Below are 25,161 nucleotides of genomic sequence, written 5' to 3'. Positions count from 1 at the left end.
ATGGCACCGCAGGACAACACCCCGCAGCCGCTCGTCATCGCCGGCCGGGCCTACGCCTCGCGCCTGCTGGTGGGCACCGGCAAGTACCGCAGCCTGGAGGAAACGCGGCAGGCAGTGGAAGCCTCGGGGGCGGAAATCGTCACCGTGGCCGTGCGTCGCACCAACCTCGGCCAGACGCCGGGGGAGCCCAGCCTGCTGGAAGTGCTGCCGCCAGAGCGCTACACCTACCTGCCCAACAGCGCCGGCTGCTATACCGCAGAAGATGCGGTGCGCACCCTGCGCCTGGCGCGCGAGCTGCTGGACGGCCACGCGCTGGTGAAGCTGGAGGTGCTGGGCGACGAGCGCACCCTCTACCCCAACATGCCGGAAACCTTGCGGGCCGCCGAGGTGCTGGTCCGTGACGGCTTTCAGGTGATGGTGTATTGTGCCGACGACCCGATCCAGGCGCGCCGCCTGCAAGATATCGGCTGCGTGGCGGTGATGCCGCTGGCCAGCCTGATCGGTTCCGGCATGGGCATCCTCAACCCCTGGAACGTGCGCCTCGTGATCGACGCCGTCTCCATCCCGGTGCTCGTGGATGCCGGGGTGGGCACCGCCTCCGACGCCGCCATCGCCATGGAACTGGGCTGCGACGGCGTGCTGATGAACACCGCCATCGCCCAGGCCCGCGACCCGGTCGCCATGGCACAGGCGATGCGCCTGGCCGTGGCGTCGGGACGGCTCGCCCACGAGGCGGGACGCATGCCGATGAAGCATTACGCGGCCTCGCCCAGTTCGCCCGGCGACGGCCTGATCGCGGTTGGCCGAAGCCGCTAGCCCCCGAGGAGAGGTGAGGATGGACCGATACACGGAACTCAAGAGCTTCGTGCTGGTGGCCGAAAAAGGCAGTTTCGCCGCCGCGGCGCAGGCCGAGCGGGTGACGCCGGTGGTGATGGGGCGCCGCCTCGACAGCCTGGAGGATCGCCTGGGCGTCAAGCTGATGCACCGCTCCACACGCGGCCTGCACCTCACCGACCTGGGCGAGCAGTTCCTCGATCAAGCGCGCCAGCTGCTCAAGGACTTTGACGACATCGAATCCTCGCTGCTGGCCGGACGCAACCTGGTGCGCGGCCACCTGGTGGTGTCGGCGCCGGCGGCGTTCGGGCGGCGCCACGTGGCGCCGCTCGGCCAGACCTTCCAGACCCTCTACCCCGACCTGAAGCTCTCGTTCAACCTCACCGACAGCGTAGTCGACCTGGTGCGCGAGGGCTACGACATGGCGATCCGCATCGGCGAGGTCACCGACCCCAACTACGTCGCGGTGAAGCTGGCCAGCAACCGCCGCGTGGTGTGCGGCACGCCGGCGTACTTCGCGCAGCACGGCGTACCGCACAGCCTGGAAGACCTGGCCCAGCACAACTGCCTGGCCTTCAACCTGCAGGGCGGCCAGCCGCGCGGCTGGTCCTTCCTGAAGGACGGCCGGCTGGTGGCGGTGAAGGTCGGCGGTAACCTGGACTGCAACGACGGCGAGCTGCTGTACAACTGGGTGAAGCAGGGGCTGGGCATCGGCTGGCGCTCCACCTGGGAGATCGAGGGCGAGCTGAAGCGCGGCGAACTGGTCACCGTGCTCGACGCGTTCGCGGTGCCGGCCTACGACATCCAGGCGGTCTACCCGCAACAGCGCCACCTGCCTGCCAAGGTGCGCTTCTTCATCGACTACCTGAAAAAGACCTACAACACCCCCGGCTATTGGGAACGATAGACGGCGCGATGCACGCCGCCGCGGTGTCTATAGTGAGGGAAACCCCTCTGCGGATGTCCCCGCCATGCCCCTCTCCCGCCGCCCCCTGCAGCTCCTCTGCCGCCTGCTGCTGGCGCTGTGGGTATTTGCCTGCGCGGCGGGCGCTCTCGAGGGCTGCCTGGCCGAGCAACCGTTGGCGGCGGGCCCGGCCGTCCTGAACGCCGACCCGTCGGACGCGCCCGCTCCGGCGCCGGCCTCGCACCACGCCGCCTGCCAGTCCTGGTGCGCCAGCCTGGGCAGCGCGACCAGCGCCTCCCAGCCGGCGCCGGCCGCTCCCTTGGCGACCCCCGTGCTGCTGCTGTGGCTGCTGCTGCCCATGATCCTCCCGCCCCTCTGCCGCCACGGCCGGGCCTCCCGGCCGCGCCAGGCGGCATGGCCGGCCACCTCGCCCCCTTCCTTCCTGCTCCTGCTGTTCCAGCGTTTCAACCAGTAGCGTCCGCGCCCTCCGGATGACCGGAGCGCGCGCCGTGTCGCCGTCGGCGGCAAGCTCATGCCGCGACGATGCGTGGCGCCGGCCGGCCTGTTGCCACCCTCACCAGCCAAGGAGTCTGCCATGGCCCTGTTCCCCCCTTGGAAAACCGGCCTCGCCCTGGCCCTCACCATGGCGTTCAGCTACATCGTGTGCGCCCTCCTCTACCGGCAGTGGCCCGCGCAGGGCATCGACTTCCTCAACGCCCTGTTCCACGGCCTCGATTTTCACAAGCTGGCCAGCCCGGCCCCGTTCACGCTCGCCGTCTTCCTCTACCCGCTGGTCGTGCTGACGGTATGGGGCTTCGTGGTCGGCACGGTGTTCGCGTGGCTGCACACGCGGCTGCACGGCTGCCGCTAGCGGCGCAATGAAAGGAGAATGACGATGGCACGCGTCAGCGACCCGGTCTGCGGCATGCAGATCGACCCGGCCACGGCCCAGTCCAGCCAGGAGTACCGCGGGCAACGCTACTGGTTCTGCTCGGCGCACTGCCAGCAGCAGTTCGCCGCCGCGCCGGAGCGCTACGCCCCCGTTAGCGCCACCGGTGGCGCCAGCACGCCCCCGCCCGCGGCCGCGGCGATGCCGCCGGCCGCAGCAAGCGGTGCCAGCGGCCGTGCCAAGGACCCGATCTGCGGCATGCTGGTGGACAAGGCCAGCGCGCTCAGCACCCAGCGCGGCGGCCGTACCTATTACTTCTGCAGCGACAGCTGCCTGCGCACCTTCGAGTCGCCCGAGCACGAACTGAAGGCGATGAAGACGCGGGTCACCATCGCGCTGACCGGCGTGCTGGCGCTCGCGATGCTGCGCGCCGGCGCCTTCCTGGCGCTCGCCGCCGGCGCCACGCTGCTGTCATGGGCGCCGATTCCGGCCCTGCCCTGGCTGACCTGGGGCATGTGGCTGTTCCTGCTGGTCACGCCGGTGCAGTTCATCGGCGGCTGGAGCTTCTACAAGGGCGCCTGGAACGCCATCCGCACCCGCAACATCAACATGGATTTCCTGATCGCGCTGGGCACCTCGGTGGCCTACTTCTACAGCGTGGCGGTGCTGTTCTTCCCGGCCATCCTGCCGGTCAAGGTGGCCGAGCGCGACGTCTATTTCGAAGTGTCGGCGGTGATCATCGCCTTCGTGCTGCTCGGGCGCTACATGGAGGAGATCATCAAGAAGAAGTCGTCGGCGGCGGTGCGCCATCTGCTCGACCTCAAACCGGCCACGGCGCACGTGCGGCGCGACGGCGTGGAAACCGACATCCCGGCCGAGAGCATCATGGTGGGCGAAACGGTGCTGGTGAAGCCCGGCGAGAAGGTGCCGACCGACGGCGAGGTGATCGAAGGACAGTCCAACGTGGACGAGTCGATGCTCACCGGCGAATCGATGCCGGTGGCGAAGCGCCCCGGCGCACCGGTGATCGGCGGCACCCTGAACGGCGCCGGCGTGTTCGCCTTCCGCGCCACCCGCATCGGCGCCGACACCGCGCTGGCGCAGATCATCCGCATGGTGGAAGAGGCCCAGGCCAGCACCGCGCAGATCCAGCGCCTGGCCGACACCGTCACCGGCTATTTCGTGCCGGCGGTGGTCGGCGTCGCCGTGCTCGCCTTCCTGGGCTGGTGGCTGGCCGGCCACTTCCCGCAAGGGCTGCTGGCCTTCATCGCGGTGCTGATCATTTCCTGCCCGTGCGCGCTGGGCATCGCCACGCCGGCGGCGCTGATGGTTGGCGTCGGCAAGGGGGCGGACGGCGGCATCCTGATCCGCGGCGGCGAGGTGCTGGAGCGGGCGGAAAAGCTCACCACCATCGTGTTCGACAAGACCGGCACCCTGACGCGCGGCGAGCCGAACGTCACCGATATCGTGCCGTTCGACACTCACGACGCGGCGCAGGTGCTGGGGCTGGCCGCCGCAGTGGAAACCGGCTCGGAACACCCGCTGGGGCAGGCCATGGTAAGGGCGGCACGGCAGCGCGGCCTGCCGCTGCCGCCGGCCGGCGCCATCACCGGCATCGCCGGCCACGGCATCCAGGGCGTGGTGGAGGGGCGCACGGTGCTGCTCGGCAACCGCCGCCTGTTCGCCCGGGAAAACATCGCGATCGACGCCGCGGCAGAGACCCTGGCGCGCCTGGAGGCGGACGGCAAGACCGCCATGCTGGTGGGGGACAACGGCCGCCTGATCGGCGTGATCGCCGTGGCGGACACGCTGAAGCCGGAGGCCGCGCAGGCCGTGGCCGCCCTCGCGGCGCGGCGGATCAAGGTCGTGCTGCTGACCGGCGATAACCGGCGCACCGCCGAGGCGATCGCCCGGCAGATCGGCATCGAGCAGGTGATCGCCGAGGTGCTGCCGGAGGACAAGGCCAAGGTGATCCGCCAGCTGCGCGACGCGGGCGAGGTGGTGGCGATGGTGGGCGACGGCGTCAACGATGCGCCGGCCCTGGCGACCGCCGACATCGGCATCGCCATCGGTTCCGGTTCCGACGTGGCCAAGGAGACCGGCGGCATCATCCTGATCCGGAACGACGTGCGCGACGTGGTGGCGTCCATCCAGCTGTCGCGCGCCACCATGGGCAAGATCAAGCAGAACCTGTTCTGGGCCTTCATCTACAACAGCATCGGGATTCCCGTCGCGGCGCTGGGCCTGCTCAACCCCATCCTGGCCGCGGCGGCGATGGCGCTCAGTTCGCTGTCGGTGATCGTCAACTCGGCGCTGCTCAAGCGGGCGCGTATCGGGCTCTGAGAACCTGTTCACGATCTGTCGCGAGCAGCCCTCAGCGGGGTGAAGAGCAGCGCAGGAACCGGAATGTACTGCAGTACATGAGGATTCCGAGCAGCACATGAGCCCCGATCAGGGATGCGCAGCAAGAGCGGGAACAGGTTCTTAGCGCAGGAGGGCATGGCGATGAAACGGCTGACTTACCTGGGCTGCGCCGCGCTCTCGGTCGCGGTGGCGGGCGGCGTGCTCTACGTCCATGGCGTCGCGCCGGCGACGCTGGCCATGGCGCTGGCGCTGTTGCTTGTCCCGTGCTGGTGGTGTTGCTCATCTTTTGCCGGGTACGGCGCACGACGTTTACCGAGGCGCTGTCCCCCACTGACCCGCCGCCCGGCAGCCGGGCCGGCGGCGCCCCAAGCTGGCAAGCCTCGCCTGCCCGACTATCTTTATAGAAACCGGGCCGCCGCCCGGCAGCCCAGCGGACAGCACAGCATGGAACAACGGCCGATCCAGTTCTACTACCAGGGCGACATCGTGCGGGTGCAGCAGCAGCCCCCCACCCGCACCGTCCTGCAATTCCTGCGCGACGAGCGGCACGCCACCGGCAGCAAGGAAGGCTGCGCCGAGGGCGACTGCGGCGCCTGCACCGTGGCGGTGGGCGAGCTGCGCCACGGCAAGCTGGTCTGGCGCAACGTCAACGCCTGCCTGATGCTGCTGCCAGCGCTCGACGGCAAGGCGCTGCTGACGGTGGAGGACGTGGCCGCGCTGGCGCCGCACGGGCTGCACCCGGTGCAGCGGGCGCTGGTCGAGCAGCACGGCTCGCAATGCGGCTTCTGCACCCCGGGCTTCGTGATGTCGCTGTTCGCGCTCGCCAGCCAGCACCCCGGCGCCGGACGCGCCGAGGTGATCGACGCGCTGTCCGGCAACCTGTGCCGCTGCACCGGCTACCGCCCCATCATCGACGCCGGCGTCGCCGCCTGCGCGGCGCCGCCCTGCCTGCCCGACCCGGAGCCGATCGCCGCCGCCTTGCATACGATGTCCGAGGCCCCGGCGCTCGATTACCGCGCCGGCGGCGCCCGCTTGCGCAGCCCCCGCACCCTGGCCGAGCTGGCGGAACTGTACGCCGCCGTCCCCGAGGCGCGGCTGCTGGCGGGCGGCACCGATCTCGGGCTGTGGGTCACCAAACAGCTGCACGAGCTGCCCGAGCTGATTGCGCTGGCGCACGTGGACGAGCTGAAAACCATCGAGCACGATCCCGAGTGGCTGCGCATCGGCGCCGCGGTGACGCTGACCGACGCCTTCGCCGCGCTGGTGGCCGAGTACCCGGAGCTGGCCGAACTGGCGCGGCGCTTCGCCTCGCCGCCGATCCGCAACGCCGCCACCCTGGCCGGCAACGTCGCCAACGGCTCGCCGATCGGCGATTCGATGCCGGCGCTGATCGCGCTGGGGGCACGGCTGCGGCTGCACCGGCTCGGCGCCGAACGCGAGCTGGCGCTGGAAGACTTCTACCTCGGCTACCAGCACAACGCCCTGGCGTCGGGCGAGTTCGTGCGCGCCGTGCTGGTGCCGCGCCGTAGGCCATCCAACGCTGCCCCGTTCATCCGCGCCTACAAGGCGTCCAAACGCTACGAACAGGACATCGCCACGGTGTTCCTGGCGCTGGCCATCACGCGCGACGACAGCGACGTGGTGCAGGACGCCCGGCTGGCCCTGGGCGGCATGGCGGCGGTGCCGTCACGCGCGCCCCAGGCCGAGGCGGCGCTGATCGGGCGGCCGTGGAATGCAGTGGCGGTGGAGGCGGCGATGAACGAACTGCAGCACGACTTTTCGCCGCTGTCGGACCTGCGCGGCCGCGCCGACCACCGCCAGCGCCTGGCACGCCGGCTGCTGTGGCGGGCCTGGCTCGACAGCCAGGGGATGACGCCGCTGCAGCTCGACGAGCTGGAGCCGATCGCGCTGCCCGCGCCGGAGGAAACCCTATGAGCACGCCACCACCGCCAGCGCACGACCACGTCGGCCTGCCCTATGCGCACGACAGCGCCCGGCTGCACGTCACCGGCCGTGCCCGCTACACCGACGACCTGCCGGAACTGCCCGGCACGCTCCACGCCGCGCTCGGCTGCGCCGAGGTCGCCCACGGCCGGCTCAGCGCGCTCGATCTCGACACGGTGCGGCAGTTGCCGGGCGTGCGCGCCGTGCTCACCGCGGCCGACCTGTGCCACGGCACCAGCTGCGGCCCGATCGAGCCGGACGACCCGATCCTGTGCGCGGGCGAGGTGAGCTTCTTCGGCCAACCTTTGTTCGCCGTCGCCGCCGACAGCGTCGAGATCGCGCGGCGCGCGGTACGGCTGGCGTGGGCCGAATACGAGACGCAGCCGGCGCACCTCGACATCGCCAGCGCGCGCGCCGCCGCCGACTACGTGCTGCCGCCGGTGGAGATGCAACGCGGCGACGCCGCGGCCGCCCTGCAACAGGCGCCGCACCGCCTGCAGGGGCAGCTGAGCGTGGGCGGCCAGGAGCACTTCTACCTCGAGGGGCAGGTCAGCTACGCCGTGCCGCGCGACGACGGCGGCCTGCAGCTCTACTGCTCCACCCAGCACCCGAGCGAGATGCAGCAACTGGTGGCGGAGGCGCTCGGGCTGCCGGCGCACGCGGTGACGGTCGAGTGCCGCCGCATCGGCGGCGGCTTCGGCGGCAAGGAAACGCAGTCGGCGCAGTGGGCCTGCCTGGCGGCGCTGTTGGCGCAGCGCACCGGCCGCCCGGTCAAGCTGCGCCTGGACCGCGACGTCGACATCGCCGTCACCGGCAAGCGCCACGACTTCGCCTACGACTACGACGCCGGCTTCGACGACAGCGGCCGCCTGCACGGCCTCGAGCTGACCCTGGCGGCGCGCTGCGGCCATTCCGCCGACCTGTCCGGCCCGGTCAACGATCGTGCGCTGTTCCACGTCGACAACGCCTACTACCTGGACGCGGTGACGCTGCACAACCTGCGCCTCAGGACTCACACGGTGTCGAATACCGCCTTCCGCGGCTTCGGCGGGCCGCAGGGCATGTTCGCCATCGAGAGCGTGCTCGACGACATCGCGCGCACCCTGCAATGCGACCCGCTGGTGGTGCGGCGCGCCAACTTCTACGGCGCCGCGCCGCGCGACACCACGCACTACGGCATGACCGTGGCGGACAACGTGCTGCCGGAGCTGGTGGACCAGCTGGAACGCGACAGCCACTACCCGGAACGCCGCCACGCCATCGCCGCCTTCAATGCCGCCAGCCCCGTGCTCAAGCGCGGCCTGGCGCTGACCCCGGTCAAGTTCGGCATCGCCTTCACCGCCACCCACTACAACCAGGCCGGCGCGCTGGCGCACGTCTACCTCGACGGCAGCGTGCTGGTCAGCCACGGCGGCATCGAGATGGGCCAGGGCCTGCACATCAAGGTGCAGCAGGTGGTGGCCGAGGAACTCGGACTGCCGCTGGAGCGGGTGCGCATCGGCGCCACCGACACCGCCAAGGTGCCCAATACCTCGGCCAGCGCCGCCTCCTCCAGCGCCGACCTCAACGGCCAGGCCGCGCGCCAGGCCGCCGGGGCGATCCGCACCCGGCTGGCCGCCCTGTTCGCCGTGCTCTACGGCTGCCACGCCGCCACGGTCGAATTCAAAGGGGGACAGGTCTGCTCCGGCGAACACCGGCTCGACTTCAGCGAACTGGTGACGCTGGCCTACCGCCGCCGCCTGCCGTTGTGGGAGGCCGGCTTCTACCGCACGCCCAAGATCCACTACGATGCCGACACGCGCCAGGGCCGGCCGTTCTACTACTTCGCCTACGGCGCGGCGGTGAGCGAGGTGGCGGTGGACACGCTGTCGGGGGCGACGCGGCTGTTGGCGGTGGACATCCTGCACGACGTCGGGCGCTCGCTGAACCCGGCCATCGACCGCGGCCAGATCGAGGGCGGCTTCGTGCAGGGCATGGGCTGGCTCACCAGCGAGGAGCTCTGCTGGCAGCCGGACGGGCGGCTCGCCACGCACGCGCCGTCCACCTACAAGATTCCCACCGCCTACGACGTGCCGGAGCACTTCACGGTCACGCTGTTCGACAACGCCAACATCGAGGAAGGCCTGCACCACTCCAAGGCGGTGGGCGAGCCGCCGCTGATGCTGGCGCTGTCGGTGTTCTTCGCCATCCGCGACGCCCTGGGCTACTGCGCCGCGCCGGGCCAGCGCGTGCCGCTCGCCGCCCCGGCCACGCCGCAGGCGGTGCTCGACGCGCTCGACGCCATCGGCTACCGCCCGGGAGCCTGACATGCCGCCCTGGCTCGCCGCCCTGCCCGCCCTGCTCGCCGACGGCGACGCCGAACTGGTGAGCGTGCTCAAGGTGGCCGGCTCGGCGCCGCGCGAAGCCGGCGCCACGCTGGCGCTGAACCTGACGGACAGCGCCGACACCCTGGGCGGCGGCCATCTGGAGTGGGAAGCCATCGCCCACGCCCGCGCCCGGCTGCTCAGCGCGCCACAAGCGCCGGAGGTCCTGCGCTTTGCCCTCGGGCCGAGCCTGGGGCAGTGCTGCGGCGGCGTGGTGTGGCTGCTGTTCGAACGCGTTGCGGCACGTGAACGCGACGCCTGGCGCCGGCGTGCCGAGGCGCTACGCCAGGGCGCCACGCTGGCGCGCGCGCTGGCCGCCGGCGCAGCGGGTTCGGACTGGACGGTGGAAACGGAAGGCGACAGCACCACGCGGCTGTCCGGCGGCGCGGACGACGGGCACTGGCAGCAGCGCTACCGCGCCTGGCGCCGGGAGCTGGCGCTGTTCGGCGCCGGCCATGTCGGCCAGGCGCTGGTGCGGGTGCTGGCGGGCAGCGACCTGCATACCCGCTGGATCGATCAGCGCGAAGACGCCTTCGCCGCCCCGCTGCCGGACAACGTAGACGCGATCGTCAGCGACGAGCCAACGGAGGAAGTGGCGCGCGCCGCACCCGGCAGCGCCTACCTGGTGATGACGCACCGCCACGACCTCGACCTGGAACTGGCCTGGCACATCCTGCGCCGCGACGACGTGGGCTTCTTCGGCCTAATCGGCTCGCAGAGCAAGCGCGCCCGCTTCGAACACCGCCTCGCCGCGCGCGGCATCGCGCCGGAACGGCTCGGCGCCATGGTCTGCCCGATCGGCCTGCCCGGCATCAGCGCCAAGGATCCGCCCTCGATCGCCATCGCGGTGGCGGCGCAGCTACTGCGCTGGCGCGACAGTACGCAGTCCACCGATTCCGTAGGACGGGTGAAGGCGGCGGCACCGTAACCCTAACGCTTGGAGAACAATCCAGTGCGTGGCCTTGAGAAATTCCTCCCGAACGAGACAAACCGCATGATGTTTCCAGGGTTTGTTGCTTTCTGTATAAGCGGCGTGGGAGTAACACTTGGCTTCATCGCTTCAGCACTATCACTTCGCTGGCTCGGTTTAATTGCATTTGCCATCACGGTCCTTGGCGTTATTGGCGGGTTCATTTTTATCTTGCACGTATGGTGGCGCCTCTTTCTCCGCGTGCGACGATACATGAAAAAACCAGATGGGCTATAGCTGCGTAGGATGGGTGGAGGCGCTTGCGCCGTAACTCATCGCCCATGATCCCAAGCCGCCCGATGGGTTGCGCTGCGCTCCACCCACCCTACCGAAGCGCGCCTTGGCCGAAACCATCTCAAATCACCGCCGCCAACCTCACCCCCTGATCGATCGCCCGCTTGGCGTCGAGCTCGGCCGCCACGTCGGCGCCGCCGATCAGGTGCACGGTCTTGCCGATGGCCTGGAGCGGCGCCACGAGTTCGCGCAGCGGCTCCTGCCCGGCGCACACCACCACGTTGTCGACCGGCAGCAGCTGGGCCTCGCCCTTGATCGTCACGTGCAGCCCGGCGTCGTCGATCCTGTCGTAGCTCACCCCGGACACCATCTGCACCCGCTTCATCTTCAGGCTCTCGCGGTGAATCCAGCCGGTGGTCTTGCCCAGCCCCTCGCCCACCTTGCTGGTCTTGCGCTGCAACAGGTAGACCTGGCGCGGGCTGGGATGCGGCTGCGGTCCCTGCGGCGCGAGGCCGCCGGCCGTCTCGCCCGACATGTCGACGCCCCACTCGCGCATGAACGCCGCGGCATCGAGCGAGCTCGACGTGCCCTCGTGGGTGAGGAACTCGGCGGTGTCGAAGCCGATGCCGCCGGCGCCGATGATCGCCACGCTTCGGCCAACCGGTTTGCCCTGTTTCAGCACGTCGAGGTAGCTCAACACCTTCGGGTGCTCGATGCCGGGGATGGCGGGCAGGCGCGGCGCGATGCCGGTGGCGAGGATCACCTCGTCGAAATCCTTGAGGTCGTCCGCCTGCACGCGGGTGTTGAGGCGCACGGTCACCTCGGTCGTCTCGAGGCGGCGCGCGAAGTAGCGCAGCGTCTCGTGGAACTCCTCCTTGCCCGGGATCTTCTTGGCGACGTTGAACTGGCCGCCGATCTCGCCGGCCGCGTCGAACAGCGTCACGGCGTGGCCGCGCTCGGCCGCCGCGGTGGCGCAGGCGAGCCCGGCCGGACCGGCGCCGACCACCGCCAGCCGCTTCGGCGTCGCCGCCGGCGCCAGGTTCAGCTCGGTCTCGCGGCAGGCGCGCGGGTTGACCAGGCAGCTGGTGGGCTTGCCCTGGAAGATGTGGTCGAGGCAGGCCTGGTTGCAGCCGATACAGGTGTTGATCTCGTCGCCGCGCCCCGCCGCCGCCTTGTTGACGAACTCCGGGTCGGCCAGGAACGGCCGCGCCATCGACACCATGTCGGCGCAGCCGCTGGCGAGGATCTCTTCCGCCACCTCCGGGGTGTTGATGCGGTTGGTGGTGATCAGCGGAATGCCGACCTGCCCCATCAGCTTTTTGGTCACCCAGGCGAAGCCGCCGCGCGGCACCATGGTGGCGATGGTCGGCACACGCGCCTCGTGCCAGCCGATGCCGGTGTTGATGAGGGTGGCCCCCGCTTTTTCGATCGCCTTGGCAAGCTGCACCACCTCGTCCCAGGTGCTGCCGTCCTGCACCAGGTCCAGCATCGACAGGCGGTAAATGATGATGAAGTTGGGGCCGGTGGCGGCGCGCACCGCCTTGACGGTCTCGATGGCGAAGCGGATGCGGTTGTCGAAGCTGCCGCCCCAGCCATCGCTGCGCTGGTTGGTGGCACGGGCGATGAACTGGTTGATCAGATAGCCCTCCGAGCCCATCACCTCGACGCCGTCGTAGCCGGCCTGCTGCGCCAGACGGGCACAGCGTGCGAAGTCGGCGATGGTGCGCCAGATGTCGTCTTCTGAGAGCTCGCGCGGCTTGTAGAAATTGATCGGCGCGATCAGCGGCGAGGCCGACACGCACTGCTCCTGGAAGCTGTAGCGGCCGGAATGCAGGATCTGCAGGCAGATCTTGCCACCCTCGGCGTGCACCGCCTCGGTCACCAGGCGGTGCTGCGGCACCTCGGTTTCATGCGCCAACATCGCCGCCCCTTCGGCCACGCAGCCTTCCGGATTGGGGCCGACGCCGCCGGTGACAATCAGCCCGACCCCGCCGCGCGCCCGTTCGGCGTAGAACGCGGCCATCTTCTCGAAGCCTTGCGGCGCCTCTTCCAGTCCGGTGTGCATCGAGCCCATCAGCACGCGGTTCTTCAGCGTGGTGAAGCCGAGATCGAGCGGGGCCAAGAGCTGCGGGTAAGCCGTCATGGGAAATTCCTCGTGTTGGTGTGGCGGTTTTTTATCGTGTTAGCCTGTGCCACGACAATACTTACTAGTAAGTAAGTTGTCAAACCAGCCCCCGACCGGGCGCGCTGCGCCAAGGGGAAGTGACCGAGAGGGATAGCGCGACGGCGGGGGGCGTCTCAGCGGGCGGGCGGCGACGGGGGCATGGCGCCGGGCCGCGAAGGCGGCAGGTCGCGCAGGTCTTGCAACACCAGCACGGCGCCGATGACGCTGCCGTTGCCGGCACGCACCGGGGCGGCCGAATCGAGCACCGGCACCGCACGGCCATCGCGGCCGATCAGGACCGCGCCGGGCTGGAGAAACACCGGCTGGCCCTGGCGCAGGCAGGCTTCCACCGGGTCGGCCAGCGGCTGGCCGCTGGCCTGATCGCGCAGCACCAGCACCGTGCTCAGCGGCCATCCCCGCGCCTCGGCCTGGCGCCAGCCGGTCAGGCGCTCCGCCACCGGGTTCATGTAATTGATCACGAGCGCGGTATCGGTGGCGATCACGGCGTCGCCAATGGAGTGCAGCGTGACGCGCCACAGCTCCTTCTCCTCGGCCAGGGCATCGGCCAGCCGGCGCTGCTCGGTGATGTCCCAGTTGGTGCCGGTCATCGCCACCGGCACGCCGTACTCGTCGCAGCGCACCGTCGCCAGGGCGCGGATGTGGCGCACCTGCCCGTCCGGCCACAGCGCGCGAAACTCGGTATCGAGCGGCTTCTTGCCTTGTTGCGCCAACACCACTTCCTGCAGCGCCCGCTCGCTGTCGTCCGGGTGCAGGCTGTTGTACCAGTACTCCAGCGGCGGATCGCCGTCGCCGGGCTGGCGCCCATACAACTCGTACATGCGCTCGTCCCAGATCAGGGTGTTGCTGCCGATGTGCCACTCCCAGATCCCCACCCGCGCCGCCGCCACCGCCAACGCCATGCGCTCGCTCTGGCGCCGGCGCTCGGCCTCGTCGCGCTTCCTGGCGCTGATGTCGGTGTGGGTGCCGATCAGCCGCCGCGGCTGGCCGGCGGCGTCGCGCTCGATCACCACGCCGCGGTCGTGAATCCACAGGGCGTTGTGACGCTTGTCGAGCAGGCGGTACTCGATGGCGTAACGGCTATCGCGCCCCTGCGCGATGCGCTGCAGCACCACCCGCACCCATTCCTCGTCCTGCGGGTGGATGCGCGACCACCACTCCTCGATGTCCTGGCCGATCTCGCCCGGGGCATAGCCCAGCATGCCCTTCCAGGTCTCGGAAAAGAACACCGTGCCGCTCGCCAGATCCCAGTCCCACACCCCCTGGCCGCTGCCGGACAGCGCGAAGTTCCAGCGCGCCTCGCTCTCGCGCAGCGCTTCCTGGGCCCGCTTCAGCTGGTCGATGTCCTCCACCTGGGCCACGAAGTAAAGCGGCCGCCCATCGCGGTCGCGCACGATCGACACCGCCAGTTGCGCCCACAACTCCCGGCCATCCTGGCGCAGGTAGCGCTTTTCCATGCGATAGGTGTCGGCACGCCCCTCCAGCAGCGCGTGGACGTTGGCCAGGTCCAGCTCCAGGTCGTCGGGATGGGTGACATCCTGAAACGTCAGCGGCAGCAGCTCCTCCTCGCGGTAGCCCAACAGCTGGCACAACGCCGGGTTGACCTTGATCCAGTGGCCGCTGGTCGACACCAGCGCCATGCCGATCGCCGCCGCCTGCATGGTGTCGCTGAGTTCCTTGCGGCTGAGCTCCAGCGCCGTCTGCTGACGCTCCAGCGCATCCATCAGCGCCCCCACCATCACCGGCAGCGACACCGTCACCGCCAGCGGCAGGTTGAACCCGGCCGGGCCCCAGCGTTGCAAGCCGGCCAGCACCATCTCCGGGGCATCCAGCGTGGCGGCCACGATCAGCGCCGCCGCGAGCAGGGTCAGGAGGGTCGCGGGGAACAGGCCCAGCAGCATGGCGCTGGCGATCAGCGGAATCTCGGCGAAGATGAACGGGTACGGCAGGTAGCGCACGCCCACGTAGCAGGTCAGCGCCACCAGCAGCGCCAGCGGCAGCACGCGCAGCCATTTCGTCGGAGCCAGCAGTTGGCGCCAGCGCGAGCGGTCGCTCAGCAGCAGCAAGGGCACCAGCACCAGTGCGCCCATGCCGTCGGCGAACCACCAGCTCGGCCAGATGGTGCCAAACGGCACGCCCAGCTCCAGCGCCACCACCAGCGCGCCGGCACTGGCCCCCACCACGGCGGCGCACGGACCGACCGCCAGCAGGCTCAGCGCCGTCAGCCGCAGCGACGACAGGAAGGGTTCGCCATGATGGATGAGCCGCAGCAACAGCGCCCCCAGCGCCACCTCGGCCAGGTTGGCGAGGCCCAGCCCGAACGCCAGCAGCGGCGTGTTGTCGGCCAGCACATTGGCCAGCCCCACCCCGACGAGAAAGGCCAGCGCCAAGGGCAGACGCGCGGTCGCCGGAGCCCGCGCCAGCACCGCCATGGCAAAACCGTTGACCAGCCAGATCGCGGCCACGTCGCCCGGCCCGCGCAGCAGCCAGATGCCGAGCCAGGCCAGGGCCAGGCTGGCCAGCCCCATCGCCAGCGCACACAGCCCCATGCCCCGGCGCGGGAGCGGAACAAAGGTGGAAACGGAGGGTGGCGACAGCGTAGACAAGTCGACTCTCCCGGCGCACGCGAACCCGCACGGCCGGGAGCAGGCGGTGCCAGGGTGGGCGTGATGATGAATACCGGCATACCCGGCAGCTATTATGAAGAATAGATGAGACGGAACGAGAACACCAAGCCGCCCCGCGGGCGCGCTAGCCGGTCCGTCCGGCCACGCCGACACGCTCCATCCAGGCCAGGATGTCGGCGGTCACCGCCTCGCGATTGGTTTCGTTGAGCATCTCGTGACGCCCGCCGGGGTAGACCCGCAGCGTGATGTCGTCGAGCCCGGCGCGCCGGTAGCGGCGCGCCAGCTGCCGCAGCGCCCAGTGCCCCAGGCTGACCGGATCGCGGCTGCCGGTCATCAGCAGCACCGGGCAACGCGGCAGGTTGCGGCCGCGCTGCTCGCCGGCCTCCAGCGCGATGATGCCGCCGAACAGGTCCTGCCACAGCGCCGGGGTAAAGTGAAAGCCGCACAAGGGATCGGCCAGGTAGCGATCGACCTCGGCCGCATCGCGGCTCAACCAGTCCACCGCGGTACGCGCCGGCAGAAACGACAGGTTGAAACTGCCGAACACCAGCCGGCTCATGAAGGCGTTCGGCTGCAGCCGTCCCCCCAGCCGGCCCGCCAGGCCGGCGACGCGGCGCATCAGCCGCGCCAGCCAGGCCTGGCGGTAGCCGGTGGCCGACAGCACCAGCCCGGCCAAGCCCTGGCCGTGACGCAGCAGGTAGGCGCGCGACACGAAACTGCCCATGCTGTGGCCGAACAGCAGCAGCGGCACCACGGGGTGCCGCGCCGCGGCGTGGGCGCGCACCGTATCGACGTCGTCCACCACCTTGTTCCAGCCCTGTTCGGCGGCGAACCAGCCGCGCCGCCGCGGCCGCTCGCCATGGCCGCGCTGATCGTGCGCGTACACCGCGTAACCGGCTTCGGCCAAGCTGTCGGCAAAGCGCCGGTAACGGGCGCGTGCTCTCCCATGCCGTGCACGATCAGCACCCCGCAGCGGGCCGTGCGGGCAGCCAACACCAGCCACGGATCGTTTGGCTCGCGCGCGAGGGAAAACTTGCTTCGCCGGCTCCGGGACAGGAGGGCCCGCCGCCGGTTCAGGCAGCATGCGCGCGGGGCGAAATGGGGGTTGGGCAGGGCCGTCAGCACGTGATCGCCCAGGGCCGTCGGGAAACAGGAGTCCTTGGGGTGGCCTTCGACGACGAAGCCGAGGGGGGCGCAGCACCGCCGCGCTGCCGCACATTCTCCGGGCTGGGAATTTGGCCTGGCATCAGCGCGATGATGCCGCCGAACAGGTCCTGCCACAGCGCCGGGGTAAAGTGAAAGCCGCACAAGGGATCGGCCAGGTAGCGATCGACCTCGGCCGCATCGCGGCTCAACCAGTCCACCGCGGTACGCGCCGGCAGAAACGACAGGTTGAAACTGCCGAACACCAGCCGGCTCATGAAGGCGTTCGGCTGCAGCCGTCCCCCCAGCCGGCCCGCCAGGCCGGCGACGCGGCGCATCAGCCGCGCCAGCCAGGCCTGGCGGTAGCCGGTGGCCGACAGCACCAGCCCGGCCAAGCCCTGGCCGTGACGCAGCAGGTAGGCGCGCGACACGAAACTGCCCATGCTGTGGCCGAACAGCAGCAGCGGCACCACGGGGTGCCGCGCCGCGGCGTGGGCGCGCACCGTATCGACGTCGTCCACCACCTTGTTCCAGCCCTGTTCGGCGGCGAACCAGCCGCGCCGCCGCGGCCGCTCGCCATGGCCGCGCTGATCGTGCGCGTACACCGCGTAACCGGCTTCGGCCAAGCTGTCGGCAAAGCGCCGGTAACGGGCCGCGTGCTCTCCCATGCCGTGCACGATCAGCACCACCGCACGCGGCGCCGTGGCGGGCAGCCAACACCAGCCACGGATCGTTTCGCCGTCGGCGGCGTCGAGGGTAAAGGCTTGCATCGTCCGGGCTCCAGAACGGCAAAGGCGCGCCGCCGGCTCAGGCCAGCATGCGCGCCGGGTCGAAATCGGGGTTGGTCAGCGCCGTCAGCACGTGATCGCGCCAGGCGCCGTCGAGAAACAGGTAGTCCTTGGCGTGGCCCTCGACGACGAAGCCGAGGCGGCGCAGCACCGCCGCGCTGCGCACATTCTCCGGCTGGTAATTGGCCTGGATGCGGTGCAGCTGCAGCGTCTCGAAAGCACAGGCGATGACCGCCCGCAGCGCCTCGTGCATCAGCCCGCGCCCCTGCTCAGCCTGGTCCAGGTTGTACCCGAGATGGCAAGCCTGGAAGCTGCCGCGCACGATATTGGACAGGGTTACGGTGCCGGCCACCCGCCCCGGCGTGCCTTCGCGCACCAGCAGGAACGCCGCGCCGCGCCCGTCCTGCCAGTCACGGCAGCGCTGGCGCAGGCGCATGGTCCAGTACAGTTCGCTGTAGAACATGTCTCCGCCACGCGGCTCCCAGCGCGCCAGATGCTCGCGGTTGCGGTGCTGGTAGTCGAGCAGCGCCAGCGCCCACGAAGGGTCGGCCGGGATCAGCAAGAGGCGGGCGGTGGACAGGGTGGGTTGCGGCACGGTCATCGGGTTTCCGTCGGAAAGCGGCACGCCGTCCAGTATGACAGAGGCCCGGCGCCGGCGGCAGCCGGTACCCCATCATGAAAAACCCGCCTGACGGCGGGTTGGTGTGCATGGGGTGTTTGGCGGCGAGAGGGAGACCCGCGGCAGCAGGCCGGCGCGCCCAAGCAGCTTGAGTGCCGCCGGAACACGGGGACCGGAATGGACACGTCGTCCATGAGATTCCGTATCGCAGGCAGTCCACCGGTGCTCAGGAGGCGCAGGCGCAGCCGCCTTGCAGTAGATTCAGCGCGTCAGGCGTTCCAGCGCCTCGCGGTACTTGTCCGCGGTCTTCTCGCGCACGTCCAGCGGCACCGCCGGGGCCGGGGCCTGCTTGTTCCAGCCCGAGGCTTCCAGCCAGTCGCGCACGAACTGCTTGTCGAACGACGGCGGGTTGCTGCCGGCGACGTAGCTGTCGGCCGGCCAGAAGCGGCTGGAATCCGGCGTCAGCGCCTCGTCCATCAGCGTCAGCGTGCCGTCCTCGTCCAGGCCGAACTCGAACTTGGTGTCGCAGATGATGATGCCACGGGTGGCGGCGTAGAACGCGGCCGCCTTGTACAGCGTGATTGCGGTGTCGCGCACCTTCTCGGCCAGCTCGGCGCCGATGATCTCGACGCAGCGCTCGTAGCTGATGTTCTCGTCGTGGTCGCCGACGGCGGCCTTGGTCGACGGGGTGAAGATCGGTTCCGGCAGCTGGCTGGCTTCCTTGAGGCCTTCCGGCAGCTTGATGCCGCACACGGTGCCGGACTGCTGGTATTCCTTCCAGCCGGAGCCGGCCAGGTAACCGCGCACCACCGCCTCGATCGGCACCGCCTTCAGGCGCTTGGCCACCACGGCGCGGCCTTCCACCTGCGGCAGGTCTTCCGCGCTCACCACGTCCTCCGGCTTGTCGCCGGTGAGGTGGTTGGGCACCAGGTCCTTGAGGCGTTCGAACCAGAAGTTGGAGATGGCGGTGAGGATCTGGCCCTTGCCCGGGATCGGGTCGTCGAGAATCACGTCGAACGCCGACAGGCGATCGGTGGCGATCATCAGCATGCGCTTGTCGTCGATCTGGTACAGGTCGCGCACCTTGCCCGAGTAGATCTTCTTCAGGCTGGTGAGGTTGGTGGTGGTGATGCCGGTCATGTTGCTTCCTTGAAAACAAGCCGGGCGCCCGTGGCGGGGCGCCCGAAATCCGATGATTACAGCGTGTCCTTGAGCGCCTCGGCCTGCTCCAGCGCGGCGTCGGCGCTGGCCGACAGCACGGTGTAGTGGCCCATCTTGCGGCCGGTGCGCGCCTGCTGCTTGCCATAGAGGTGTAGGTGGACGTTGGGCGCCTCGGCCAGCACCGCCCAGTTGGGCTCGCCGCCGTCCTCGCGCCAGCTGTCGCCCAGCAGGTTGACCATCACCGCCGGACTCAGCAGGTCGGTGCGGCCCGGCAGCAGATCGCACATGGCGCGCACCTGCTGCTGGAACTGGTCGGTGAGGCAGGCATCCAGCGTGTAGTGGCCGGAGTTGTGCGGGCGCGGCGCGATCTCGTTGACCACCAGCGTGTCGTCGGCGAGCACGAAGAACTCCACCGCCAGCACACCGACGTAATCGAGCGCTTCGGCCAACTTCTTGGCCATGTCCTGCGCCTGCGCCGCCAGTTCCGGCGCGATGCGCGCCGGCACGATGGAGACGTCGAGGATGCCCCCGGTGTGAAGGTTCTCCGCTACCGGAAACACCGCCACCTGCGCCGGCGAGGTGCGGGTGACGATGGCCGAGACCTCGAGCTGGAGGTCGAGCATCTTTTCCAGCACGCAGGCCTGGCCGCCCAGGTCGGCGTAGGCGGCGCGCGCCTCGTCGGCGGTCTGCACGCGCACCTGGCCCTTGCCGTCGTAGCCCAGACGCGCGGTCTTGAGGATGCCCGGCAGGTACGGGGTCAGATCGACCTGGATCTCCTCGACCGACTCGATCGCGAGATACGGCGCGGTCGGCAGCCCGGCCTTGTTGATCCAGCCCTTCTCGACGATGCGGTCCTGCGCGATCGCCACGCAGTCGCCGGACGGCGACACGCGGGTGCGTTCGGCCAGCGCGCGCATCGCCTCGGCGTTGACGTTCTCGAACTCGGTGGTGACGGCAGAGCAGGTTTCGCCCAAGGTCTTCAGCGCGTCCGGATCGTTGTACGGCGCGCACAAATGCACGTCGGCGAAGCGCGCCGCCGGGGCGCTGGCGTCAGGGTCGAGCACCGTCACGCGGTAGCCCATGGTCTTGGCTGCCACGGTGAACATGCTGCCCAGCTGGCCGCCGCCGAGAATGCCCAGCATCGCCGGGGGGAGAATTGCCGCCATTATTCGACCTCCGGCAGCGTCATCGCCAGCACGGTGTCTTCCTGCTTCTTGCGGAAGGCCTTCAGCTTCGCGGCCAGTTCCGGCACGGCATTGGCCAGCATCGCCACCGCGAACAGCGCGGCGTTGGCGGCCCCGGCTTCGCCGATGGCGAAAGTGGCCACCGGGATGCCCTTGGGCATCTGCACGATGGACAGCAGCGAATCCTCGCCGCGCAGGTACTTGGACGGCACCGGCACGCCCAGCACCGGGACGTGGGTCTTGGCGGCCAGCATGCCCGGCAGGTGGGCGGCGCCGCCGGCGCCGGCGATGATCGCCTTGAGCCCGCGCGCTTCGGCGCTGGCGGCGTAGTCGAACAGCAGGTCAGGAGTGCGGTGGGCGGAGACGACGCGGGTTTCGAACGCGACGCCAAAGTCCTTGAGAACGCGGGCGGCGTTCTGCATGACGTCCCAGTCGCTGTTGCTACCCATCACGATACCGACTTCGATCATGGCGGAAGAGCCTGTAAGGTATGGAAAAAACGGGATTTTACCCGAATGCCGCGTCAGGCCGGAACCGTTTTCTCGTTTTCGTCAGAAACCCCGGTTTTGAGTGCGGGCGAGAAAAAGGGGCCGCAGCCCCTGAAAATGCGGATTGACTCGCCCTGGCCTCACATCTGCTTAAGTTGCTCCTTGGCCTTCACCGCCGCGGCGCTCTTCGGATAAAGCTTGATCAGGCGGTGCAGGGTCGCCTTGGCCACGTCGACCTGGCCCAGGTCGCGCTGGCAGTTGGCGATGTTGCGCAAGGCGTCGGGGGCCTTGGGATGATTCGGATTGCGCTCGACGAAACGGCGATGGATGTCGATGGCGGCATCGTACTGGCGCTGCGCGGCGTGCGCTACGCCGAGCCAGTACATGGCGTCGACCGCCTCCACCGCGCCGGGGTTCTGGTCGATGAAGCGCTTCAAGGCCTCGGTGGCGTGCGGGAAATCGCGGTTACGCAGCAGGGCGATGGCCTTGTCGTAGTCGGCGCTGGCGGGTGTCGCCGCTGGCGCCGCCGAGCTCGGCGCGCTGCTGTCGGTAGAGCCCGACGGAGCCGACGAGGCCGGGGTGCCGCCTTCCAGCTTGGCGAGGCGGGCGTCCAGGTCGGCGTAGAGATCGTTCTGGCGCTTCTGCGTGTTCTGCAGGTTGTAGCCCTGCACTTCCAGCTCGCCGCGCAGGCGCGCCTGCTCGGCCTTGAGGCTTTCCAGCTCGCTGATCATCGCCAGCAGCTTGTCGTTGGACAGCTTGGTTTCGACGTCGGTCAGGCGGGTGTTGGCCTGGCGATTGATCTGGTCGAGCTGGCGCCGGGTATCTTCCAGGCGGCTGCGGGTGTCGTCCAGCTCGGTGGTGGTGGCGCAGCCAGCCAGCAGGGTCAGCAACAGCGCACCGAGGGCAAGCCGTTTCATGATCGTGTTCCTTGAAGGCAATCGGGCCGCTCAGGATACGTCATCCGGAACGGCCCGGGGGGAGCAACGTGGCACCCATTCCAGTATGACGGCCAGGCCATCGCCTGTTGCGCGCCGCGGCGACACTCAGGACGCCAAGGCTCGCCCGCCAGCTGAATATAGGCGGTTACTCGCCGTCGTAGGCGATGTCGGCGCGACGGTTCTGCGCGTAATCGGCCTCGGTGTTGCCGGTCGCCTTCGGTTTTTCCTTGCCGAAGCTGACCGCTTCCAGCTGGTTTTCCTTGACGCCGATAACCTGCATGGCGTTCTTCACGCTCTCGGCACGACGCTGGCCCAGGCCCAGGTTGTACTCGCGGCTGCCGCGCGCGTCGGTGTTGCCCTGGATCACCACCTTGCGGGTCGGGTGCGACTTCAGGTACTCGGCGTGGTTGGCCACGGTCTGCTGTTCACTCTGCTTGACGGCGGAGGAGTCGAAGTCGAAGTACACGCTGCGCTTGGACAGCGGGCTGTTCGGATCCTTCAGCGGGTCGACAGCCACGGAGCCCTGGCCGGCGGCACCGGTGTCGGCCGGCAGGGTGGCGCTCTGACCGGCGCCGGCGCTGCCGTTCACGGTCGGGGCGGCAGTCTCCAGAGGCTTGGTGCTGGAGCAGGCGGCCAGCAGGGCGACGGTGGCGGTACCGATCAGCAGGTGTTTCAGGTTCATGCAATGACTCCTAAGGTATTGGTCAAAGTGGGCAAGCGACTGCGCAAAAGGCAATCCGCTAACTGATAGCGGACAGGGAAAACCGTTCAGGGTTCCCCCCGTCATCGCGATATCCGGAAAAATTCTCAGGGGTGGTTGAACGGCCCCCACGCCGGGTCCTGCACGTCGCCGTTGATCACGGCGAGGCGCACCTTGCTGCTGCCATCCGGGGTGGCGGCGTACAGCACGCTCCGGCCCCCCTCGTCGCTGGCGAACAGCACCATGCGGCTGTTCGGGGCGAAGCTCGGCCGCTCGTTGTAGGCGCCGCTCGACAGCACGCGGTTGTCGCCGCTGGCGAGGTCCTGCACCACCACGCGGAACTGGCCGCCCTGGCGGCGGATGTAGCTCAGGGTGCGGCCGTCCGGCGACACCTTGGGCGAGACGTTGTAGCTGCCGTCCCAGCTCAGGCGGCGCGCGCTGCCGCCGGCCACCGGCTGCACGTAGATCTGCGGGCCGCCGGCGCGGTCGGAGACGAAGTAGAGCTGGCTGCCGTCCGGGCTCCATGCCGGCTCGGTATCGATGGCGTTGCTGTGCGTGACGCGGCGCGCGCCGCCGCCGTTGGCGTCGATCACGTAAATCTGCGAGGTGCCGCTGGTGGTGAGCACCACGGCGAGCTGGCGCCCGTCCGGACTCCACGCCGGCGCGGAGTTGCTGCCCTTGAAGTTGGCGACGATGCGGCGCTGGCCGGTGACGAGGTTCTGCACCCACACCACCGGTTTCTTGGCCTCGAACGAGACGTAGGCGATCTTGCCGCCGTCCGGGCTCCACGCCGGCGAGATGATCGGTTCCTTGGAGCGCAGGATGGTCTGGGCGCCGCGGCCGTCCATGTCGGCCACCTGCAGCAGGTAGTCGCGGCCGGACTTGAGCACGTAGCTGATGCGGGTGTTGAAGATGCCCTTCTGCCCGGTGATCGCCTCGTAGATCATGTCGGCGATGGTGTGCGCCACTTCGCGCGAGCGCTCCGGCGTCACGGTGAATTCGCCCGAGGTCAGCTGCTTCTGCTGGGCGGCGTCGAACAGGCGGAAGCTGATCTTCACCTGGCCGCCCGCCGCCTCGACCTTGCCGATGGCGAGCGACTGGGCACCGGCGCCGCGCCACGCCGGGTAGTTGATCTGCGCCGGCTCGAAGGCCGGGTTGGCGGCGCTGGCCGGGTCGACCATGCGGAACGCGCCGGTGAGCAAGAGATCGTTGCGGATGATCGGGGTCAGCGCCTCGCGCACCTGCGTGGTTTCGTTCTGGAACGGCAGCACGGCGATGGCGTGGCGGTTGGCGCCGCCGCCGACGATCTCGATGGTCATGTCGGCGCGGGCGGCGCCGGCGGCAGCCAGGCACAGCAGCAACATTGCTCGGATCAGCGTTTTGACGATGGGCATCGGCTTCCTCAGTGGTGCGATGGGGGTCTCAATGGGGGCGGAATTCCAGCTTGAGCTGGCGGAAATCGGTAAAGCTGGCGCCGGCCGGCAGCGACGGGAAGACCTTCGCCTCCCAGATCGCGCGCTGCACCGCCTCGTCGTAGGCCGTATTGCCGCTCGACGCCAGCAGGCGCACCGCGCGGACTTCCAGCGACGGCAGCAGCGTCACCTGCACCACCGCCTTGGGGTTGCCCGACAGCTCGGGCGGAACCTGCACCAGCGGCTTCACCTTGGCCTGGACCTTGCTGGCGTAGCCGTCTAGGTTGAGCGACGTGCCGTTGGCCGAACCGCCGACCACGCCGGTTTTCTGGCCGGCCTGGTCGCTGCGGGCGTTGCCCTTCTTGGTGGTGTTGCTGCTGCCAAGATCGGCCAGCAGGTCGTCGGCTTCCGGGTTGTAGCGCGGCGCCGCCTTGCTGCCCTTGCCCGGCGGCAGCGCCGCCGCCTTCTTCTCGGCATGCTTGTCGGGCACGCTGTCGGCCTTGGCGGTTTTCACCGGTGGGGCCTTCTCGACCGGCTTGGGTGCCGGCTGCGGCTTGGCCTGCTTCACCACCTCCGGCTTGGCTTCGCGCTTCGGTTCGGGTTTCGGTTCGGGTTTCGGTTCGGGTTTCGGCTCCGGCTTGGGTTCCGGCTTGGGTTCCGGCTTCTTCACCGGCGGCAGCGGCTTGCGTTTCTCGCCGAGGTTGACCTCGGCGCGCGGCGGCTCGACCGGCGCCGGCGCGGCCTTGGGCACTTCCGGCTGCGGGCGTGCCACCGGCTGCGGCACGGTCACGCTCGGCGCCTGCGGCGGAGGCGGCGGCGCGCTGCTCCACAGTTCGACGGCGACCGGGGCGTCCTGCGGCTTGTCGGTCGAGCTCAGTCCGCCCAGCACCAGCAGCAGCACCACCGTGGCGTGCAGCAGCAGCGACAGGACGACCGGCCACGGTGAATTGCGTTGTTCGGCCACGGCGATCATTTGCCCTGTTTCACCGTCAGCGCCACACGCTTGATGCCGGCCTTGTGCAGGTCGTCGGCGATCTCCACCACCTCGGCGTACTTCAGGTCGCGGTCGGCGGTGATGGCGACCGGGCGCTCGGTGGCGTTGAGTTCGTGCAAGCGCGCGATCAGCTCGTCCTTGCCGGCCAACGGCGTTTCCTTGCCGTCGGCCTTGAGCTGCATCGTTTTGTCGGCCTCGACGATCACCTCCAGCGGCTGCTCGTTGAGCGCGGCGGCGTGCGACACGCTCGGCACGTCGATCACGCCGGGGGTGAACAGCGGCGTGGTGACCATGAAAATCACCAGCAATACCAGCATCACGTCGATGTAAGGCACGACGTTCATCTGGTTCATCTGGCGGCGGGGGCGTCGATTGAGCATGGCAGCGTAGCGAATAACGGCGTCAGGCCGGATGATACCATCG

The 25,161-nt window shown here is 69.5% G+C and carries 21 protein-coding genes; 8 read left to right on the top strand and 13 right to left on the bottom strand.

The window, feature by feature from the left end; all coding sequences use genetic code 11:
* The 8 genes from FURADRAFT_RS13790 to xdhC all read left to right on the top strand — a co-directional run bounded on the left by FURADRAFT_RS13790 (position 1) and on the right by xdhC (position 10,226).
* Complete coding sequence (locus FURADRAFT_RS13790) at positions 1–816, top strand: thiazole synthase (protein ID WP_008954783.1); 816 nt, start codon at positions 1–3, stop codon at positions 814–816.
* A 19-nt stretch (positions 817–835) separates the two neighbouring features.
* The gene (locus FURADRAFT_RS13785; protein ID WP_008954782.1) at positions 836–1,741 is read left to right on the top strand and encodes a LysR family transcriptional regulator; all 906 of its coding nucleotides are present in this window, start codon (positions 836–838) and stop codon (positions 1,739–1,741) included.
* Positions 1,742–1,805: 64 nt separating this feature from the next.
* On the top strand, positions 1,806–2,213 hold the full coding sequence (locus tag FURADRAFT_RS13780; RefSeq protein ID WP_008954781.1) for a hypothetical protein: 408 nt from the start codon (positions 1,806–1,808) through the stop codon (positions 2,211–2,213).
* Between the two features lie 120 nt (positions 2,214–2,333).
* A complete protein-coding gene (locus FURADRAFT_RS13775) occupies positions 2,334–2,609 on the top strand; it encodes a DUF5676 family membrane protein (protein WP_008954780.1) in 276 nt (91 codons plus the stop codon).
* Positions 2,610–2,633: 24 nt separating this feature from the next.
* Positions 2,634–4,970, top strand: coding sequence for a heavy metal translocating P-type ATPase (locus tag FURADRAFT_RS13770; protein ID WP_008954779.1), 2,337 nt, complete (start codon positions 2,634–2,636; stop codon positions 4,968–4,970).
* A 162-nt stretch (positions 4,971–5,132) separates the two neighbouring features.
* On the top strand, positions 5,133–6,926 hold the full coding sequence (xdhA, locus tag FURADRAFT_RS13765; protein WP_008954778.1) for a xanthine dehydrogenase small subunit: 1,794 nt from the start codon (positions 5,133–5,135) through the stop codon (positions 6,924–6,926).
* A complete protein-coding gene (xdhB, locus tag FURADRAFT_RS13760) occupies positions 6,923–9,241 on the top strand; it encodes a xanthine dehydrogenase molybdopterin binding subunit (RefSeq protein ID WP_008954777.1) in 2,319 nt (772 codons plus the stop codon). Before xdhA ends, xdhB begins: the two co-directional genes overlap by 4 nt.
* A 1-nt stretch (position 9,242) precedes the next feature.
* Positions 9,243–10,226 (top strand): xanthine dehydrogenase accessory protein XdhC, encoded by a 984-nt coding sequence (gene xdhC / locus FURADRAFT_RS13755; protein WP_008954776.1) that lies wholly within the window; start codon positions 9,243–9,245, stop codon positions 10,224–10,226.
* A gap of 397 nt (positions 10,227–10,623) precedes the next feature.
* Here xdhC and FURADRAFT_RS13750 read toward each other — a convergent pair whose 3' ends face one another.
* The 13 genes from FURADRAFT_RS13750 to FURADRAFT_RS13690 form a co-directional block, all read right to left on the bottom strand.
* Positions 10,624–12,645: an NADPH-dependent 2,4-dienoyl-CoA reductase gene (locus FURADRAFT_RS13750; RefSeq protein WP_008954775.1), complete on the bottom strand. Its 2,022-nt coding sequence runs from the start codon at positions 12,643–12,645 to the stop codon at positions 10,624–10,626.
* A gap of 155 nt (positions 12,646–12,800) precedes the next feature.
* Positions 12,801–15,290 (bottom strand): PAS domain-containing protein, encoded by a 2,490-nt coding sequence (locus FURADRAFT_RS13745; RefSeq protein WP_236261592.1) that lies wholly within the window; start codon positions 15,288–15,290, stop codon positions 12,801–12,803.
* A gap of 145 nt (positions 15,291–15,435) precedes the next feature.
* Positions 15,436–16,218, bottom strand: coding sequence for an alpha/beta fold hydrolase (locus FURADRAFT_RS13740; protein ID WP_008954773.1), 783 nt, complete (start codon positions 16,216–16,218; stop codon positions 15,436–15,438).
* Positions 16,219–16,429: 211 nt separating this feature from the next.
* Positions 16,430–17,224 carry an alpha/beta fold hydrolase gene (locus FURADRAFT_RS13735; protein WP_008954772.1) on the bottom strand — a complete coding sequence of 265 codons (795 nt, stop codon included), beginning with the start codon at positions 17,222–17,224 and terminating at the stop codon, positions 16,430–16,432.
* A gap of 37 nt (positions 17,225–17,261) precedes the next feature.
* Positions 17,262–17,843, bottom strand: a complete 582-nt coding sequence (locus FURADRAFT_RS13730) for a GNAT family N-acetyltransferase (RefSeq protein WP_008954771.1) — start codon at positions 17,841–17,843, stop codon at positions 17,262–17,264.
* Positions 17,844–18,122: 279 nt separating this feature from the next.
* Positions 18,123–19,001, bottom strand: coding sequence for a phosphoribosylaminoimidazolesuccinocarboxamide synthase (locus FURADRAFT_RS13725; RefSeq protein WP_008954770.1), 879 nt, complete (start codon positions 18,999–19,001; stop codon positions 18,123–18,125).
* A 56-nt stretch (positions 19,002–19,057) separates the two neighbouring features.
* Positions 19,058–20,188 (bottom strand): 5-(carboxyamino)imidazole ribonucleotide synthase, encoded by a 1,131-nt coding sequence (locus FURADRAFT_RS13720; RefSeq protein WP_008954769.1) that lies wholly within the window; start codon positions 20,186–20,188, stop codon positions 19,058–19,060.
* Positions 20,188–20,676 (bottom strand): 5-(carboxyamino)imidazole ribonucleotide mutase, encoded by a 489-nt coding sequence (gene purE / locus FURADRAFT_RS13715; RefSeq protein WP_008954768.1) that lies wholly within the window; start codon positions 20,674–20,676, stop codon positions 20,188–20,190. Before purE ends, FURADRAFT_RS13720 begins: the two co-directional genes overlap by 1 nt.
* Before the next feature lie 158 nt (positions 20,677–20,834).
* On the bottom strand, positions 20,835–21,611 hold the full coding sequence (ybgF, locus tag FURADRAFT_RS13710) for a tol-pal system protein YbgF (RefSeq protein ID WP_008954767.1): 777 nt from the start codon (positions 21,609–21,611) through the stop codon (positions 20,835–20,837).
* Positions 21,612–21,777: 166 nt separating this feature from the next.
* A complete protein-coding gene (gene pal, locus FURADRAFT_RS13705) occupies positions 21,778–22,314 on the bottom strand; it encodes a peptidoglycan-associated lipoprotein Pal (protein WP_008954766.1) in 537 nt (178 codons plus the stop codon).
* A gap of 125 nt (positions 22,315–22,439) precedes the next feature.
* Positions 22,440–23,726, bottom strand: coding sequence for a Tol-Pal system beta propeller repeat protein TolB (tolB, locus tag FURADRAFT_RS13700; RefSeq protein WP_008954765.1), 1,287 nt, complete (start codon positions 23,724–23,726; stop codon positions 22,440–22,442).
* A gap of 28 nt (positions 23,727–23,754) precedes the next feature.
* Positions 23,755–24,717, bottom strand: coding sequence for a cell envelope integrity protein TolA (locus FURADRAFT_RS13695; RefSeq protein WP_008954764.1), 963 nt, complete (start codon positions 24,715–24,717; stop codon positions 23,755–23,757).
* Complete coding sequence (locus FURADRAFT_RS13690) at positions 24,714–25,082, bottom strand: biopolymer transporter ExbD (protein WP_232503510.1); 369 nt, start codon at positions 25,080–25,082, stop codon at positions 24,714–24,716. Before FURADRAFT_RS13690 ends, FURADRAFT_RS13695 begins: the two co-directional genes overlap by 4 nt.
* Positions 25,083–25,161 lie beyond the last annotated feature (79 nt).

Origin of the sequence: Pseudogulbenkiania ferrooxidans 2002 (genome assembly GCF_000174355.1) — a bacterium.
GTDB lineage: Bacteria > Pseudomonadota > Gammaproteobacteria > Burkholderiales > Chromobacteriaceae > Pseudogulbenkiania > Pseudogulbenkiania ferrooxidans.
Note: the sequence above shows the minus strand (reverse complement) of the source record. Positions and strands in the feature narration are given on the sequence as shown.

Bases quoted from the DNA above. Each gene is read 5' to 3' on its own strand.
- FURADRAFT_RS13780 (WP_008954781.1), top strand. From the start codon at position 1,806: ATGCCCCTCTCCCGCCGCCCCCTGCAGCTCCTCTGCCGCCTGCTGCTG.
- FURADRAFT_RS13775 (WP_008954780.1), top strand. From the start codon at position 2,334: ATGGCCCTGTTCCCCCCTTGGAAAACCGGCCTCGCCCTGGCCCTCACC.
- FURADRAFT_RS13770 (WP_008954779.1), top strand. From the start codon at position 2,634: ATGGCACGCGTCAGCGACCCGGTCTGCGGCATGCAGATCGACCCGGCC.
- purE (WP_008954768.1), bottom strand. From the start codon at position 20,676: ATGATCGAAGTCGGTATCGTGATGGGTAGCAACAGCGACTGGGACGTC.
- FURADRAFT_RS13695 (WP_008954764.1), bottom strand. From the start codon at position 24,717: ATGATCGCCGTGGCCGAACAACGCAATTCACCGTGGCCGGTCGTCCTG.
- FURADRAFT_RS13735 (WP_008954772.1), bottom strand. From the start codon at position 17,224: ATGCAAGCCTTTACCCTCGACGCCGCCGACGGCGAAACGATCCGTGGC.
- FURADRAFT_RS13750 (WP_008954775.1), bottom strand. From the start codon at position 12,645: ATGACGGCTTACCCGCAGCTCTTGGCCCCGCTCGATCTCGGCTTCACC.
- FURADRAFT_RS13720 (WP_008954769.1), bottom strand. From the start codon at position 20,188: ATGGCGGCAATTCTCCCCCCGGCGATGCTGGGCATTCTCGGCGGCGGC.
- xdhA (WP_008954778.1), top strand. From the start codon at position 5,133: ATGAAACGGCTGACTTACCTGGGCTGCGCCGCGCTCTCGGTCGCGGTG.
- ybgF (WP_008954767.1), bottom strand. From the start codon at position 21,611: ATGAAACGGCTTGCCCTCGGTGCGCTGTTGCTGACCCTGCTGGCTGGC.
- FURADRAFT_RS13790 (WP_008954783.1), top strand. From the start codon at position 1: ATGGCACCGCAGGACAACACCCCGCAGCCGCTCGTCATCGCCGGCCGG.
- tolB (WP_008954765.1), bottom strand. From the start codon at position 23,726: ATGCCCATCGTCAAAACGCTGATCCGAGCAATGTTGCTGCTGTGCCTG.
- xdhC (WP_008954776.1), top strand. From the start codon at position 9,243: ATGCCGCCCTGGCTCGCCGCCCTGCCCGCCCTGCTCGCCGACGGCGAC.
- FURADRAFT_RS13690 (WP_232503510.1), bottom strand. From the start codon at position 25,082: ATGAACGTCGTGCCTTACATCGACGTGATGCTGGTATTGCTGGTGATT.
- FURADRAFT_RS13725 (WP_008954770.1), bottom strand. From the start codon at position 19,001: ATGACCGGCATCACCACCACCAACCTCACCAGCCTGAAGAAGATCTAC.
- xdhB (WP_008954777.1), top strand. From the start codon at position 6,923: ATGAGCACGCCACCACCGCCAGCGCACGACCACGTCGGCCTGCCCTAT.
- pal (WP_008954766.1), bottom strand. From the start codon at position 22,314: ATGAACCTGAAACACCTGCTGATCGGTACCGCCACCGTCGCCCTGCTG.
- FURADRAFT_RS13785 (WP_008954782.1), top strand. From the start codon at position 836: ATGGACCGATACACGGAACTCAAGAGCTTCGTGCTGGTGGCCGAAAAA.
- FURADRAFT_RS13730 (WP_008954771.1), bottom strand. From the start codon at position 17,843: ATGACCGTGCCGCAACCCACCCTGTCCACCGCCCGCCTCTTGCTGATC.